The organism is Kitasatospora sp. NPDC057692 (assembly GCF_042799475.1).
GTDB lineage: Bacteria > Actinomycetota > Actinomycetes > Streptomycetales > Streptomycetaceae > Kitasatospora.
In genome coordinates this window covers 17,446-32,977 of sequence record NZ_JBHVIV010000054.1, presented here as the reverse complement: position 1 = coordinate 32,977, position 15,532 = coordinate 17,446, and the positions used below count along the sequence as shown (strand labels likewise).

Annotated in this window: 13 protein-coding genes; 1 reads left to right on the top strand and 12 read right to left on the bottom strand. The window is 72.5% G+C overall.

The features are described 5' to 3' along the window. Positions 1-276: 276 nt before the first annotated feature. The 3 genes from ACFVFS_RS26835 to ACFVFS_RS26825 all read right to left on the bottom strand — a co-directional run bounded on the left by ACFVFS_RS26835 (position 277) and on the right by ACFVFS_RS26825 (position 3,621). Positions 277-1,077: a TIGR03936 family radical SAM-associated protein gene (locus tag ACFVFS_RS26835; RefSeq protein WP_380627266.1), complete on the bottom strand. Its 801-nt coding sequence runs from the start codon at positions 1,075-1,077 to the stop codon at positions 277-279. A gap of 176 nt (positions 1,078-1,253) precedes the next feature. Beyond that, on the bottom strand, positions 1,254-1,601 hold the full coding sequence (locus ACFVFS_RS26830; protein ID WP_380627265.1) for a PIN domain-containing protein: 348 nt from the start codon (positions 1,599-1,601) through the stop codon (positions 1,254-1,256). A 91-nt stretch (positions 1,602-1,692) separates the two neighbouring features. Beyond that, positions 1,693-3,621 carry a TIGR03960 family B12-binding radical SAM protein gene (locus ACFVFS_RS26825; RefSeq protein ID WP_380627264.1) on the bottom strand — a complete coding sequence of 643 codons (1,929 nt, stop codon included), beginning with the start codon at positions 3,619-3,621 and terminating at the stop codon, positions 1,693-1,695. Positions 3,622-4,051: 430 nt separating this feature from the next. On the opposite strand from ACFVFS_RS26825, the gene ACFVFS_RS26820 reads away from it, so the two are divergent. Continuing rightward, positions 4,052-5,344 (top strand): M14 family zinc carboxypeptidase, encoded by a 1,293-nt coding sequence (locus ACFVFS_RS26820; RefSeq protein ID WP_380627263.1) that lies wholly within the window; start codon positions 4,052-4,054, stop codon positions 5,342-5,344. A 16-nt stretch (positions 5,345-5,360) separates the two neighbouring features. Here ACFVFS_RS26820 and ACFVFS_RS26815 read toward each other — a convergent pair whose 3' ends face one another. The 9 genes from ACFVFS_RS26815 to ACFVFS_RS26775 all read right to left on the bottom strand — a co-directional run bounded on the left by ACFVFS_RS26815 (position 5,361) and on the right by ACFVFS_RS26775 (position 15,382). Continuing rightward, positions 5,361-6,407, bottom strand: a complete 1,047-nt coding sequence (locus ACFVFS_RS26815) for an SGNH/GDSL hydrolase family protein (RefSeq protein ID WP_380627262.1) — start codon at positions 6,405-6,407, stop codon at positions 5,361-5,363. A 116-nt stretch (positions 6,408-6,523) separates the two neighbouring features. Further along, a complete protein-coding gene (gene rodA / locus ACFVFS_RS26810) occupies positions 6,524-7,723 on the bottom strand; it encodes a rod shape-determining protein RodA (protein WP_380627261.1) in 1,200 nt (399 codons plus the stop codon). Then, positions 7,720-9,987 (bottom strand): penicillin-binding protein 2, encoded by a 2,268-nt coding sequence (gene mrdA / locus ACFVFS_RS26805; protein ID WP_380627260.1) that lies wholly within the window; start codon positions 9,985-9,987, stop codon positions 7,720-7,722. The genes rodA and mrdA overlap by 4 nt, the downstream gene beginning before the upstream one ends. A 58-nt stretch (positions 9,988-10,045) precedes the next feature. Continuing rightward, positions 10,046-10,684 (bottom strand): rod shape-determining protein MreD, encoded by a 639-nt coding sequence (mreD, locus tag ACFVFS_RS26800; protein ID WP_380627259.1) that lies wholly within the window; start codon positions 10,682-10,684, stop codon positions 10,046-10,048. 3 nt (positions 10,685-10,687) lie between these two features. After that, positions 10,688-11,662 (bottom strand): rod shape-determining protein MreC, encoded by a 975-nt coding sequence (gene mreC, locus ACFVFS_RS26795; protein WP_380627258.1) that lies wholly within the window; start codon positions 11,660-11,662, stop codon positions 10,688-10,690. Between the two features lie 94 nt (positions 11,663-11,756). Next, a complete protein-coding gene (locus tag ACFVFS_RS26790; RefSeq protein ID WP_355372351.1) occupies positions 11,757-12,782 on the bottom strand; it encodes a rod shape-determining protein in 1,026 nt (341 codons plus the stop codon). 320 nt (positions 12,783-13,102) lie between these two features. Further along, on the bottom strand, positions 13,103-13,516 hold the full coding sequence (gene ndk, locus ACFVFS_RS26785) for a nucleoside-diphosphate kinase (protein ID WP_363560564.1): 414 nt from the start codon (positions 13,514-13,516) through the stop codon (positions 13,103-13,105). A 133-nt stretch (positions 13,517-13,649) separates the two neighbouring features. Beyond that, positions 13,650-13,988: a DUF4233 domain-containing protein gene (locus tag ACFVFS_RS26780; protein WP_380627257.1), complete on the bottom strand. Its 339-nt coding sequence runs from the start codon at positions 13,986-13,988 to the stop codon at positions 13,650-13,652. A 2-nt stretch (positions 13,989-13,990) separates the two neighbouring features. After that, positions 13,991-15,382: a bifunctional folylpolyglutamate synthase/dihydrofolate synthase gene (locus tag ACFVFS_RS26775; protein ID WP_380627256.1), complete on the bottom strand. Its 1,392-nt coding sequence runs from the start codon at positions 15,380-15,382 to the stop codon at positions 13,991-13,993. Positions 15,383-15,532: the final 150 nt, after the last annotated feature.

Genomic DNA, 15,532 nt, shown 5'->3' with positions numbered 1-15,532 from the left:
CGCGAGGCCGCACAGGGGCTCGTAGTCGCGCGGCGCCCCGCACTCGGCGGGGTGTCGAAAGTCTTCTGGTCTGACCAGTCTTCTGAGGTTTTCCCAAGCTGCGCCGTTCCCCAACCCCGGGTGGCTCCCGGACGGGGTCCTCGGGCCCACCGACCGTCCGGGTCGGCGGGCCGCAAGAGGCCGGCCTGTGCTTCGACGACGCTCGCTCCCCTGGGGAGCCGCGGGGGCCTGGAGGACCAGCGGGCCCAGTGGGGAACTGGACCCGGCCTCCGCCCGCTAGGCGGACGCGGTTGCGCGCGGCTCGCCGGTGGCCACAGGGCCGGCCGGGGCCGCGGCGCGGTCGAGCGCCAACGGGTCGGTCACCGTGCCGGTCCCCTCGTCGAGCGGCCCCTGCGCCAGCCTGGTCACCTCTGCGGGGACCGGCGGCGCCAGGTCGGCCGTCGCACGGAGACCGGACAACACGTCGTCGGGTCGTACGGCGGGTGTGGCGTGTCGTACTACCAGGCGCAGTATCGCACAGGGACGCCCGGTCCGAACATCGCGGGCCTCTTCGCCCGCCGTGTCCGCACCGCCGTCGACCTGCGGCGGGAGCAGGTCGAGAGCCGCCACCGCGCCGCGCGCGTCGAAGACCCGGACGCCGTTCTTGGTGAGGCGTTCGACCTCGACCCGCTCCTCGGCGAGGAACGCCGCGATCGCGCGGCCCGCCTCCGCCGGCTCGACGCCGTCGAGCCGGACCTGCCATTCGGAGGCCTCGAGGCGCTCCACGAAGTTGGACGTGCGCACCTCGACCGCGTCGATCACGTCGAGGCCCCCGGGCAGCGACGCGTCCAGCTGGGCGCGCAGCTCCTCCGGGTCGCGCGGGGCGGCGAGCCCGATCTCCAGGTACTCCGCCTCGCTGGCCACGCCGGTCGGCGCGGCGTTGGCGTAGGACACCTTGGGGTGCGGGGTGAAGCCGGCCGAGTAGGCCATCGGCACCGCCGACCGGCGCAGGGCGCGCTCGAAGGCGCGCTGGAAGTCGCGGTGGCTGGTGAAGCGGAGCCGGCCGCGCTTGGTGTAGCGGAGACGGATCCGCTGCACCGTCGGCGCGGGCGGCGGACCGTCGGGCGTACGGCGTGCCAGGGTCGCTCAGTCCTTCGTCAGGTTGTCCCCGTCCGCAGCGGCGGCGTTCTTCCCGCCACTGTCCGGACGCTGTCACCTCAAAGGGTACGCGCCCCCGCCCACCCCTCGCCCCGCCCCCGGTCGGACCGGGGCCCTCAGACCAGCGACCCGGGCTCCGCGAGCCATCGGGTCCTGAGTTCGGTGTGCTTGGCGATGGTCTCGAAGTCCCGGTCGTAGTGCAGCACGGTCAGCCCGTGGTGCAGCGCCGTGACAACGACCAGCAGGTCCGGGATCCCGGCCGACCTGTGCTGCCCCGCCTCCGCCAGGGACCGCTGCAGCGCGAGCAGTTGACGCCACGCGTCGTCCGGGACAGGACGCCACACGTACATCTCCGCCAGAGCGTCCTTCAGGTCCGTGTAGTGCTTCGCGGAGCGCGCCGGGTACAGCAGCTCCGCCTCCGTCGGCTCACACAGGCCGATCCGGATCAACATCGAATCAGCCACTGAAAATTTAACACTCGCCAGATTCGATACATACACGGAGGCCCCGGGAAGATACATCTAGATACATCTTCCCGGGGCCTCAGTATTGCTGCTACTTGTTCACCACGGTGAGCGGGAGGAGCTTCTTGCCGGTGGGGCCGATCTGGATATCGAGTCCGAGCTGCGGGCAGACGCCGCAGTCGAAGCACGGGGTCCAGCGGCAGTCGTCGACCTCGACCTCCTCAAGGGCGTCCTGCCAGTCCTCCCAGAGCCAGTCCTTGTCGAGGCCGCTGTCCAGGTGGTCCCAGGGCAGGACCTCCTCGTAGCCGCGCTCGCGGGTGGTGTACCAGTCGACGTCGACGCCGGTGCCGGCCAGGCCCTTGTCCGCGGCGGCCATCCAGCGGTCGTAGGAGAAGTGCTCGCGCCAGCCGTCGAAGCGGCCGCCGTCCTCGTAGACCGCGCGGATGATCGCGCCGACCCGGCGGTCGCCGCGGGAGAGCAGGCCCTCGACGATGCCGGGCTTGCCGTCGTGGTAGCGGTAGCCGATGTTCTTGCCGTACTTGCGGTCGCCGCGGATCGAGTCGCGCAGCTTGGCCAGGCGGGCGTCGGTGGCCTCGGCGGACAGCTGCGGGGCCCACTGGAACGGGGTGTGCGGCTTGGGCACGAACCCGCCGATGGAGACGGTGCAGCGGATGTCGTTCTGGCCGGTGACCTCGCGGCCCTTCTGGATGACGTTCTTCGCCATCTCGCCGATCTGGAGCACGTCCTCGTCGGTCTCGGTGGGCAGGCCGCACATGAAGTACAGCTTCACCTGGCGCCAGCCGTTGCCGTAGGCGGTGGCGACGGTGCGGATGAGGTCCTCCTCCGACACCATCTTGTTGATCACCTTGCGCATCCGCTCGCTGCCGCCCTCGGGGGCGAAGGTGAGACCGGAGCGGCGGCCGTTGCGGCTGAGCTCGTTGGCGAGGTCGATGTTGAAGGCGTCGACGCGGGTGGACGGCAGCGACAGGCCGATCTTGTCCTCGGCGTAGCGGTCGGCCAGGCCCTTGGCGACGTCGGCGATCTCGGTGTGGTCCGCGGAGGACAGCGACAGCAGGCCGACCTCCTCGAAACCGGTCGCCTTGAGCCCGCGCTCGACCATCTCGCCGATGCCGGTGATGCTTCGCTCCCGCACGGGGCGCGTGATCATGCCGGCCTGGCAGAAGCGGCAGCCGCGGGTGCAGCCGCGGAAGATCTCCACGGACATCCGCTCGTGGACGGTCTCGGCGAGCGGGACGAGCGGCTGCTTCGGGTAGGGCCACTCGTCGAGGTCCATCACGGTGTGCTTGGACACCCGCCACGGCACGCCGGGGGCGTTCGGCACGACGCGCCCGATCCGGCCGTCGGCCAGGTACTCGACGTCGTAGAACTTCGGCACGTAGACGCCGCCGGTGCGCGCCAGGCGCAGCAGCAGCTCGTCGCGCCCGCCGGGGCGCCCCTCGGCCTTCCACTCCCGGACGATCTTCGTGATGTCGAGCACGGCCTGCTCGCCGTCGCCGATGACCGCGCAGTCGATGAAGTCCGCGATCGGCTCGGGGTTGAACGCGGCGTGGCCGCCGGCCAGCACGACCGGGTCCTCGTCGGTCCGGTCGCGGGCGGCCAGCGGGATGCCGGCCAGTTCGAGCGCGGCCAGCATGTTGGTGTAGCCGAGCTCGGTGGAGAAGGAGAGCCCGAACACGTCGAAGGCGCGCACCGGCCGGTGGGCGTCCACGGTGAACTGGGGGACGCCGTGCTCGCGCATCAGCGCCTCGAGGTCCGGCCAGACGCTGTAGGTGCGCTCGGCGAGGACGCCCTCCTGCTCGTTGAGCACCTCGTAGAGGATCATGACGCCCTGGTTGGGCAGGCCCACCTCGTAGGCGTCGGGGTACATCAGCGCCCAGCGCACGTCGCAGGCGTCCCAGTCCTTGACGGTCGAGTTGAGCTCGCCGCCGACGTACTGGATCGGCTTCTGGACGTGCGGGAGGAGGGCCTCCAGGCGTGGGAAGACCGATTCGACAGTCATGAGTACTAGGAACCCTTACGACGTTCGGGACCGCCGCGCACTCCGCGGGGGCGACGGCTGGGAGGGGTGACCCTCAAGGGTAGCCGAACCGCCGCGGCCCCCGGCCCGGCCGGGAGTTCGGGGACGACCCCTCGGGGACGGGTTTCCGCGGGCCGGGGCGGGGGATCACGGCACGTGAACGCGGCCCCACCGGCGCCCGACCGCGAGCCCACCGCGGCCCCACCGCCGGTGCCCGACGACTGTTGACACGCTCCGAGGGCGCGTGCGGTACTGGCAAGGCTCCACCGGAAGGTCCTGTGCGTCCCCGGAACGAGGGAGTTGGCCGCGCGCGCACCGGCCGTGCCGGGAGGGCCCGGCGCGACCCCGCGCCGCGCTCCCGGCCGAGGCCCCCGACCGCGCCGCCCCGCCCGCCCCCGAGGACAGGAGAGCCATGACCGACACGGGCCGGCGGACGCGCCGTACCGAAGCCCCTCGCCACGACACCGGGACCTATCCGACGGTGGCGCGCGCGATCGCCGCGGCCCACCGGCTGGCCCGCCGCCACCCCGGGCGCTGCCGGGTCCGCGAGGTGGGACGCTCCCGGGCGGGACGCCCGCTGGTGCTGCTCTCGGTGGACGGCGGCGAGCACACCGTGCTGGCCGTCGGCGGGCCGCACCCCAACGAGCCGGTCGGCCTGGCCGCCGCCGTCCGGCTGGCCGAGCGGGTCCTGGAGCTGCCGCCCCGGCCGGGGGTCGGCTGGCACGTCCTGCTCTGCCTGGACCCGGACGGCGCCGCGCTCAACGAGGGCTGGCTGCACGGCCCGCTCACCGCGGCCCGGCACTACGAGCACTTCTTCCGCCCGGCCTTCCACGAGCAACCGGAGCTGCTGCCGCACCCGGACGGCCCGCTGGCCCCGATGCCGGAGAGCCGGGTGCTCACCGGGCTGATCGACGAGCTGCGGCCGGTGCTCCAGTGCTCGCTGCACGGCGTGGACTTCGGCGGGGCTTTCGTGCAGCTCACCCGGCCGCTGCCGGCCCTGGCCGACCGCTTCGCCCGCTCGGTGGCGCGCGGCGGCATCCCGCTGGACGTCGACTCCTACGACGCGGTCGGCTGGGACAGCCCGGCCCCCGGCAGCTACGTGATGCCGGGGCCGGGGCGCCGCCGGCAGCCGCTGCCGGACCGCCCGGAGCTGTCCACCTGGTCGTACGCGGGCCGGTACGGCGGCACCACGGCGGTGCTGGAGGTCCCGATGTGGGCGATCGACGCGGTGGGCGACGCCCGCCCGGCGCCGGACGTGCGGGCCGCCGTCGGGGCCTGCGCCGACCGGCTGGGCGGCCGGGTCGCGGAGCTGACCGCGCTGCTGCCGCTGGTCCCGCCGCACGCGGGGGTGGCGTACGGGCCGCTGCTGCGCGCCGTCGAGTTCAACCTGGCGGTCTGCCGCCCGGTGGTGGACGACTGGCTGGCCGACTGGTGCTCGTCGCCGCTGACGGTGTCCCGGGTGACCGCGGCGCGGATCGCGGCCGAGCGGGTGCCGCTGCGGATCGCCTCGATGCTGCTGCGGCTGCTCGCGGACTGCGGCGGCCCGGCGGCGGACGCGGCCCGGGCGCGGGCCCGGGGGATCGCGGCGGCGAGCCTGGAGGGCCTGCACCGGCTGGGCGCCCGCTGGGTGCCGGTGGAGACCCAGGTCGCCCACCAGACCCGGGCGGTGTTCGCCGCCGCCGACCTCCTGCTGCCCCCGGGGTAGCGCCCCGGGGGACCGCTCAGGCGGCGAGCAGCGGCAGCAGGTACGGCTCGACCAGGCCGGCCAGCCGGTGCTCGCCGGCCGCGGTCGGGTGCAGGCCGTCGGCGTACAGCCGGTCCGTCTCGGCGAGCGGCAGCACGTCGCGGCCGTCGACCAGGTGGAGCCGCCGGTCGCCGAGCCGTTGGAGCATCCGCACGGCGGTGCCGGTCAGGTCGCGGATCAGGGCCAGGGTCAGTCCGGCGGCGTTGACGGCGTGCTCGCGCTTCGTCGACGGCAGGGCGGAGATCACCGCGATCGGCGTGTCCGGGTGCCCGTCGCGGATGGTCTCGACGAAGCCGCACACCGCGGGGGCCCAGCTACGGGCGGTGAAGGCGGACCCGATGTAGGCGTTGGTGCCGATCTCCAGGGTGATCAGCTCGGCGGGGGTGTCCCGGACGATCCGGGCGACCGGCTGGTCCAGGTAGGCCTGTCCGATGAAGCCGAGGTTGCGCAGCCGCCAGCCGTTGCGGCGCGCGAGCAGCGCGGTCCAGCTCTCGGAGGGCCCGTGCGGGAACATCGCGTGCGTCAGCGAGCTGCCGTAGGCCGTCCAGCGCGGGCCGGTGCGCACGACCGGCTCCAGCAGCCGGTGGCCGCGCAGGCCGACGGCCGCGAGGCGGGTGCGGGACAGGTGCGGGAGCCAGACCTCGATGTCGGCCGGGGTGCCGGGCAGGGCGACGTCGAGCCGCGTCCGGCCGGATCCCGGCCGCCGCCGGTCGACGAGCACGCCGTCGGCGAGGACGTCCAGGGGCGCACCGCCCGCCTCCGCCTCCAGGTCCAGCAGCAGCCGGGCCGCGTCGGTGCGCACCGCGAAGCGGACGCCGGCCGGCAGCGCGGCGAACCTGATGAGGTCGCCGCTGAGCGCGGTGGCGATCCGTTCCGCCGGCGCCCGCAGCGGCAGCACGGTCCCGCCGTTCCGCTCGAAGCCGCAGACGCCGTCCCAGCCGAGCCGCTCGTCCGCCGGGTCGAACCACTGCTCCCCCGGCTCCCCCGCCCGCCCGGCCCCGGTCATCGCCCACCCCTGATCCATCCGCCGACCAATGATCTGATTATCCATCACGCCTGTCCGGTGGGCGCGGGCCGCCGGACGCGCGAAGGGCCGGCCCGGGAATCCCCGGACCGGCCCCGACGGCCGCGACGGCGTGCTCAGGCCGCTATCGGCCGCTGGCTCTGCACCGCCTGCAGCAGCCCGATCGCCACCCAGGTCGAGAACATCGACGAGCCCCCGTAGGAGACGAACGGCAGCGGGATGCCGGCCACCGGCATGATGCCCAGGCACATCCCTATGTTCTCGAAGCCCTGGAAGGCGAACCAGGCGACCACCCCGGCAGCCACGATGGTGCCGTACAGGTCGGTGGCCTGGCGGGCGATCCGGCAGGCCCGCCACAGCACCACGCCGAGCAGCACGATGATCGCCATCGCCCCGAGGAAGCCCAGCTCCTCGCCGGCCACCGTGAACACGAAGTCGGTCTGCTGCTCCGGCACGAACTGCCCGGTGGTCTGCGTCCCGTGGAACAGGCCCTTGCCGGTCAGCCCGCCGGAGCCGATCGCGATCCGGGCCTGCGCGGTGTTGTAGCCGACCCCGGACGGGTCGAGCGCCGGGTTGGCGAAGGCCGCGAAGCGGTCGATCTGGTACTTGCTCAGCACCCCGAGCTTCCAGATCGCCACGCAGCCGCCGACGCCGGCCAGGATCAGCCCGAACACCCAGCGGTTGGCCGCGCCGGAGGCCAGCAGGATGCCGAGCACGATGACGGCCATCACCATCACCGAGCCGGCGTCCGGCATCAGCATCACTATGGCCATCGGCAGCGTCGCCCAGACCAGCCCGCGGAACACCGCCTTGTCCGCCGGGAACTCCCGCTCCCCCGCGTCCACCTGGTCGGACAGCACGACCGCCATCGACAGCACGATCGCCAGCTTGGCGAACTCGGCCGGCTGCACCGAGAAGCCGCCGCCCAGCTGGATCCAGGAGTGCTGGCCGTTGATGGTCGAGCCGAGCGGGCTCAGCGTGGCCAGCAGCAGCACGATCACGCCGGCGTACAGGAACGGCACGACCGTCCGGAACCGCCGGCTCCCTATCGCTATCACCACCGCGCAGAGCACGGCCCCGATCAGGACGTTGGTCAGGTGCCGGAACAGGAAGTACTGCGGGTCGCCGTGGGTGAGCGTGTCGCGCCCGCGGGTCGCCGACCAGACCAGCAGCGAGCTGCCCAGCGAGAGGACCACCGCGGCCAGCAGCAGTATCCAGTCGATCCGCCACAGCGGGGAGTCCTTGGCCATCGACTTGGGCACCCCGCCGCGCTGCGGCGCGAACCGCAGCTGACGGTACGAGCCGTAGGAGGTCATGCCCGGCCCCTTCCGGTGGAGCGGGTGGGTTCGACCGCGTCCGCCGCCGCCACGAGCACCGGGGCGGCGCCGCCGCCGGGCTGCGCCGGGTCCAGGAAGACCCGCGGCGAGCCGCCGCTCACCCCGGGATCGCCGAGCCCGGTGCCGGTGCCGAACGAGGCCGGCTTGATGATCGCGGTGCCGTCCGGGTTGAACTTCGGCAGCTCGGCCTGCGGCGCGGGCAGCAGCGCCTTGCCCTGGTCGACGTTGCCCTTGTCGTCGACGCCGTACAGCGACTGGTAGATCCGCCGGATCGCGTCGCCGGAGCCGCCGGAGCCGGTGCCGCCCTGGCTTATCGTCATCACGACCGCGTAGTCGCGGCTGTAGGTGGTCAGCCACGAGGTGGTCTGCTTGCCCTCGACCTCGGCGGTGCCGGTCTTGGCGTGCAGCTCGATCTTGCCCTGCGGCCAGCCCGCGCCGGTGAACTTCCAGGCGGCGGTGCCGCTGGTGACGACGCCCGCGGTGGCCTGGTCGATGTAGCCGAGCAGCTTCTGGTCACCGGGCAGGCGGCCGTCCTCGTGCGGGGCGATCTCGCGGACGAGCTCCCCGCTCGGGCTCATCACGGCCTTGGCGACGGTCGGGCGGTAGAAGGTGCCGCCGTTGGCGAGCGCCGCGTAGATCCGGGCCATCTGGATCGGGGTGACCAGGGTGTCGCCCTGGCCGATCGCGAAGTTGACGGCGTCACCGGCGCGCATCTGGTAACCGTCGACGCAGTTCTCCCGGGCGATCTGGTCGGAGAAGCTGGTGCCGCCCTTCTCCGCCTGCCGGCACCAGGCGTCCTTGTTGTTGTCGTAGAAGGACTGCTTCCACTGGCGGTCCGGGATCCGGCCGGTGACCTCGCTCGGCAGGTCGATGCCGGTCTTGGCGCCGAGGCCGAACTCGTGGGCGGTCTTGAAGAAGAAGTCGCCCGGCTCCTTCTTCGGCTTGATGCCGCCGTCCTTCATCCACTGGTCGTAGGCCAGGCCGTAGAAGACGGTGTCGCAGGAGACCTCCAGGGCCCGCTCCAGGGAGATCGCCCCGAAGCTCTCGCTCTCGAAGTTCTTGAACTCGCGGCCGCCGATGGTCATGCTCTTCGGGCAGTCGTAGCGGCCGTCCAGCGAGTAGCCGGCCTGGACGGCGGCGGTGGTGGAGATGACCTTGAACGTCGAGCCGGGGGCCGACTGCCCCTGTATGGCCCGGTTCAGCAGCGGGAAGTTGGACTCCTTGCTGGTCAGCGCCTGGTAGTCCTTGCCGCTGATGCCGCCCTGCCACAGGTTGGGGTCGTAGGTGGGGGCGCTGGCCATCGCCACGATCCGCCCGGTGTGCACGTCCATCACGACGGCGGCGCCGGAGTCGGCCTCGTAGTTGCGGTTGGTGACCTTGTCGAAGGTCTTGCGGGCGTCGGCCATCGCCTGCGCCAGGTTGTCCTCGACGACCTTCTGCACCCGGGCGTCGATGCTGGTCACCAGGTTGTTGCCGGTCTGCGGGGCGGCCTGGTCGGCGGTGCCGATGACCCGCCCGAGGTTGTCCACCTCCAGCTTGGTGATGCCGGCGGTGCCCCGCAGGTCGCGGTCGTAGACGGACTCCAGCCCGGCGCGGCCGATCTGGTCGGCCGGCAGGTAGCGGTCCAGGCCCGCCTGCTCGGCGGTCTTGGAGACCTCCTCGTCGGTGACCGGCGAGAGGTAGCCGAGCACCTGGGCGAGGTTGGCGCCCTCGACGCCGGTGTAGTGGCGCACGGCGGTGGGCTGGGCGGTGATCCCGGGGAAGTCCTCCCGGCGCTCCATTATCTGCATGGCCTGCTGGGTGGTCGCGTCCTTGGTGACCGGGATCGGCTGGTAGGGCGAGCCGTTCCAGCAGGGCTGCGGGGTCTTGGCGTCGCAGAGCCGGACCTTCTCCTGGACGTCCTTGGCCGGCATACCGAGCACGTCGGCGAGCCGGGTCAGCACCGCCTTGCCGCCGTCCTTCTGCTGGAGCAGCGAGGTGCGGCTGACCGAGACGACCAGCTTGGTCTCGTTGCCGGCGAGGATGCGGCCGGAGGCGTCCAGGATCTCGCCGCGCACGGCCGGTTCGACGACCTCGCGGATGTGGTTGCCGGTCGCCTTGGCGGTGTAGACGCTGGCGTTGCGGATCTGCAGGTACCACAGCCGTCCGCCGAGGGTGGCGAGCAGCGAGAGCACCAGGATCTGCAGCACCACCAGACGGATCGTCACCCGCCGGGTACGGCCGGTCTCGGGGATGTTGCTCACGTCTCGTGCGCTCCAAAACAGAACAGGACAGGGCGGGCGGGCCGGTCGGGGCGGGGGGCTACGGGCGCTTTCCCGCGCCGAGCAGGCGCTTCTTCTTGTAGGCCGGGCCGTTCCCGGCGTCGCGGGTGGTGCGGTAGCGGGCCAGGGTGCCGAGCCCGGGGCCGCCCTCGTCGTCATCGGCGACGGCCAGCGGGTCCTTGCCGAAGCGGCGGGCGACCAGCATCACGACGGGCACCACGAAGGGGGCGAGCAGCAGGTCGTAGAGCAGCGCGGTGAACACCAGCTGGCCGAGCCCGACGTGCCGGGCGGCGGTGTCGCCGACCAGCGCGCCGACCATCGCGTACAGCAAGGTGGACGCGATCGCGGCGCCCGCCACCACCAGCAGCGAGCTGGAGACCGAGCGCTGCCGGCCGTGCTCGGGGCGCAGCAGTCCGGCGGCGTAGCCCATCAGGCAGAGCACCAGCGCGTAGCGGCCGATGGCGTGGTCGGACGGCGGGGCGAGGTCGGCGAGCAGGCCGGCCGCGAAGCCGACCAGGCAGCCGCCGGTGGGACCGTAGACCATGGCGAGGCCGACGACCACGAGCAGCAGTATGTCGGGGGTGGCCCCGGGCAGTTGCAGCCGGCCGAAGACGCTGACCTGGAGCAGCAGGCCGAGCAGGATCAGGACGGCGGAGACGGGGATGCGGGCGAGGCGCATGGCTCAGTTCCCCCCAGTGGGCGTGGCGGGCGGGAGGGCGGCCGGGGCGGCGGGGACGAGGGGCACGGCCGGTCCGGCGGGCGCCGCCGGCGCGGCCTGGCCCTGGCCGGCCGGCGCGGGGGCGGGCGGCAGGACGGCGTCGCGCGGGTCGGTGCGCGGCGGGACGACGACCACGCCGACCAGGTCGAGCCGGGTGAACTGGACGAAGGGCTCGACCAGGACCGTCTTGGTGAGCTGGCCGGGGTTGGCCTCGACGTGGACGACCTTGCCGACCGGGACGCCGGGGACGAACGGGCGGCCGCTCTGCGAGCCGAAGGTGACCAGTCGGTCGCCCTCCTTGACCTGGGCCTTTCCGTTGAGCAGCGAGACCTTCATGGCGCTGGTGCCGCCGCCGGCCGCGAAGCCGATCTCGCCGGTGGCCTCCAGCCGGGTGCCGGCGGTGAAGCCGGGGTCGGAGGCGAGTAGCACGGTGGCGGTGGTCGGGGCGACAGTGGTGATCCGGCCGACCAGGCCCTGGCCGTTGACGACGGTCATGTCGCGGGTGAGGCCGTCGTCGCTGCCGGCGTCGATGGTGATGGTCCAGGAGAAGCCCTGGGCCGGGCCGATCGCGATGGTCTGCGCGGCCTTGACGGTGTATCCGCCGGCGCCGGCGGTGCGCAGCAGGTCGTCGAGCTGCTTGGTGCGTCCGCCGGCCATGTCGGAGGAGGCGAGCTTCTGCCGCAGTTCGGTGTTCTCGCGGGCGAGCTGGTCGGTGCGCCCGCTGTGCGAGGCGGCGTCGCGGAAGGCCCGGACGGTGTCGGCGACCGGGTCGACGGCGGTGGCGGCGCCGCGTTCGACCGGGCCGAGGACGGCGGCGGCCGCGCGCCGGGCGCCGCCGAGCGGGGAGCTCTCACCGCCCTTGATGTCGACGGTGATCAGTGCGAAGGCGACGGCCACCAGCAGGATGAGCAGTAGCCGGCTCTCTCGTGTGTCCCTCACGGTGCTGGTACTGCCCCTTCGTACCCCTGGCCGCCGGCCCCGGGCTGTGGACCCGGGCGGGGGCCCGTCAGTTCGGCTGGTGTGTCGGTACTGCTCAGCGGCGCGGCGCGGCGTCGAGCACCTGCTGGAGCGCCTCGAACTCCTCGACGCACTTGCCGGAGCCGAGTGCGACGGAGTCCAGCGGGTTCTCCGCGATGTGGATCGGCATGCCGGTCTCCCGGCGCAGCCGCTCGTCCATGCCGCGGAGCAGCGCGCCGCCGCCGGTGAGCACGATGCCCCGGTCCATGACGTCGCCGGCCAGCTCGGGCGGGCACTGGTCGAGGGTGGTCTTGACGGCGTCGATGATCGAGTTGACCGGCTCGTCGATGGCCTCGCGGACCTCGGCGGCGGAGATGACGACGGTCTTGGGCAGGCCGCTGACGAGGTCGCGGCCGCGGATCTCGGCGTGCTCGTCCTTCTCGCCCTCCAGGCCGAAGGCGGAGCCGATGCTCATCTTGATCTGTTCGGCGCTGCGCTCGCCGAGGAGCAGCGAGTACTCCTTCTTGATGTGCTGGACGATGGCGTTGTCCAGCTCGTCGCCGGCGACCCGGATGGACTGCGCGGTGACGATGCCGCCGAGCGAGATGACGGCGACCTCGGTGGTGCCGCCGCCGATGTCGACGACCATGTTGCCGGTGGGCTCGTGGACGGGCAGCCCGGCGCCGATGGCCGCGGCCATCGGCTCCTCGATGATGTGCACCTGGCGGCAGCCGGCCTGCAGGGAGGCCTCGATGACGGCGCGCCGCTCGACGCCGGTGATGCCGGAGGGGACGCAGACGACGACCCGGGGGCGGGCGAGGAAGCGGCGGCGGTGCACCTTGAGGATGAAGTAGCGCAGCATCCGCTCGGTGATCTCGAAGTCGGCGATCACGCCGTCCTTGAGCGGGCGGATGGCCACGATGTTGCCGGGAGTGCGGCCGATCATCTTCTTGGCCTCGGAGCCGACGGCGAGGATGCCCCCGGTGTTGGTGTTGACCGCGACCACGGACGGCTCGTTGAGGACGATGCCCTTGCCCCTGACGTACACCAGCGTGTTGGCAGTTCCGAGGTCGATCGCCAAGTCGCGGCCGATGAACGACAGGTTGCTCGCCATGGGGTGGGGTGCCTTTCCCGGGCTCGGAGTCTTGTGGGGTTGACGGTGTGCGCGCCCACATGTGGGCGGCGACCAGTTGAGCTGCCTTACCGGGCCCGTGAGTCGCGTCCATCGTAGTCACGCCGGTCGGCACGGAGGTCGACGTGGGGCATACCGTCCATTGTCCGGGGCGTGATCGCTTCTCCGGGCATTGGGACGCCGTGTCGGAGGGCCTGGTTCCCTATTTCCCGATAAGAATGCCCCGGCCGGGCCAATGGTCCCGACCGGGGCATTCCGAAGGTCCCTGGTGGCCGTCGCGCCCGGTCGGATCAGGCGTGGGCCGGGAAGAAGATCTTGATCTCGCGCTCCGCGGACTCGACCGAGTCGGAGGCGTGGATGAGGTTCTCGCGGGTGATCGTCGCGTAGTCGCCGCGGATGGTGCCGGCCCCGGCCTCCAGCGGGTTGGTGGCGCCGGCCAGCATCCGGATGCCGGCGATGGCCTCCTCGCCCTCGACGATCAGGGCGATGGACGGGCCGGAGGTCATGAACTCCAGCAGCGGCTCGTAGAACGGGCGGCCGACGTGCTCCGCGTAGTGCTGCTCCAGCGTCGCCCGGTCGAAGGTGCGCAGCTCGACGGCGGCGAGCCGCCAGCCGGCCTTGCGCTCGATGCGGCTGATGATCTCGCCGGCCAGGCCGCGCTTGACGGCGTCGGGCTTGAGCAGGACGAGAGTGCGCTGGGACACGGGGCGTCTCCTGGAGGAATGGGATGCGGCGCGCACGCGGATCGGCGCGCACGCGCGGATCCGCGTGCGCCGTGCGACTACCGCAGAGGTTACCTTGCGTGAGCGGACGCCCCGGACCCGGTCCGGGACCGCCTCAGGCCGCCGCGGCGGCGGTCCTGGCGGCCTTGATCTCGTCGATCTTGCGGCCGTAGTGCACCGAGCACCACCACAGGCCGGCGAAGACCGCGCCGAGCCCGAACATGGTCGGCACGACGAAGCCGCTGGCGACCAGCGCGAGTTGCAGGGCCCAGCCGACGGCCACCGCGCCGGGGCGGTTGATCATGCCGCAGAGCAGCAGGCAGAGCGCCATGGCGACGCCGCTGACCGTCCACAGCGCGGCGCTGGACACGTCGGAGAGCTGCATCGCGACCAGTGCCGCGAAGAGCACCACGAGGGCCTCGCCGATCAGCGTCGAGGAGCAGAGCGTCCTCATCGTCACTTCCTCCCGAGCAGCAGGCGGGCCTCGCCCACGGTGATGACCGAACCGGTGACCAGCACCCCGGCGCCGCCGAGGTCGCCCTCCTCCTCGGCCAGGGTGACGGCGGCGGCGATGGCGTCGTCGAGCCGGGGCTCGACCTGGACGCGCTCCTCGCCGAAGATCTCGACCGCGAGCGCGGCCAGCGCGTCCACGTCCATCGCGCGGTGGGTGGAGTTCCGGGTGATGACGACCTCGGCGAGGACCGGCTCGAAGGCCTCCAGCAGCCCGGCCACGTCCTTGTCGCCGCTGGTGCCGATGACGCCGACGAGGCGGGTGAAGCCGAAGGACTCGGTGAGCGCGGCGACGGTGGCCCGGGCGCCGTGCGGGTTGTGGGCGGCGTCCAGGACGATGGTGGGGCTGCGCCGGACGACCTCCAGCCGGCCCGGGGAGCTGACGCCGGAGAACGCCTGGCGGACCTTGTCGGCGTCGAGCTGCCCGCCGCGGGCGCCGCCGACGCCGAAGAAGGCCTCGACGGCGGCCAGCGCGAGGGCCGCGTTCTGCGCCTGGTACTCGCCGTGCAGCGGCAGGAAGATGTCCTCGTACTCCTCGCCGCCGAGCCCGCGCAGGGTCACCAGCTGGCCGCCGACCGCGAGTTCGCGGCGGATGACGCCGAACTCCATGCCCTCGCGGGCGACCGTGGCGTCGACCTCGACGGCGCGCCGCAGGATGGTCTGGGCGGCGTCGAGCTGCTGCTGGGCGACGACGGCGACGGCGCCGGGCTTGATGATCCCGGACTTCTCGACGGCGATCTCGCCGGTGGTCTCCCCCAGCTTGTCGGTGTGGTCCAGGCCGATCGGGGTGATCACGGCGACGGCGGCGTCGATGACGTTGGTGGCGTCCCAGGAGCCGCCCATGCCGACCTCGACCACGGCGACGTCCACCGGCGCGTCGGCGAAGGCCGCGTAGGCCATGCCGGTGAGCACCTCGAAGAAGGACATCGCGACCGGCTCGCGCTCGTCGACCATCCGCACGTAGGGCTCGATGTCGCGGTAGACCTCGACGAACCGCTCCGGGGTGATCGGGGCGCCGTCCAGGGTGATCCGCTCGGTGACGCTCTCCACGTGCGGGCTGGTGTAGCGGCCGGTGCGCAGCTCGAAGGCGCCGAACAGCTGCTCGATCATCCGGGCGGTGGAGGTCTTGCCGTTGGTGCCGGTGATGTGGATGGAGGGGAAGGAGCGCTGGGGCTGGCCCAGGATGTCCATCAGGGCCTCGATCCGGTCGAGCGAGGGCTCCAGCTTGTTCTCCGGCCAGCGCTCGGAGAGTTCCACCTCGACGTCGCGCAGGGCGTCGCCGGTGCCGCCGTCGGCGGGGCGGAGGGTGTACGGGTTCGGGTCGGCCTTGTCGCTCACGACCACAGTCTACGGAGCGGGGCCCGGCACTCCTCACGGGGTGAGAACGACCACTTTGCCCTGGTTGGACAGATTCCCCCATTTACTATCGATTTAGCGACATCAGACCGCAATGAAGCATTGATTCGCATCCCAAGGAGACAAATCACC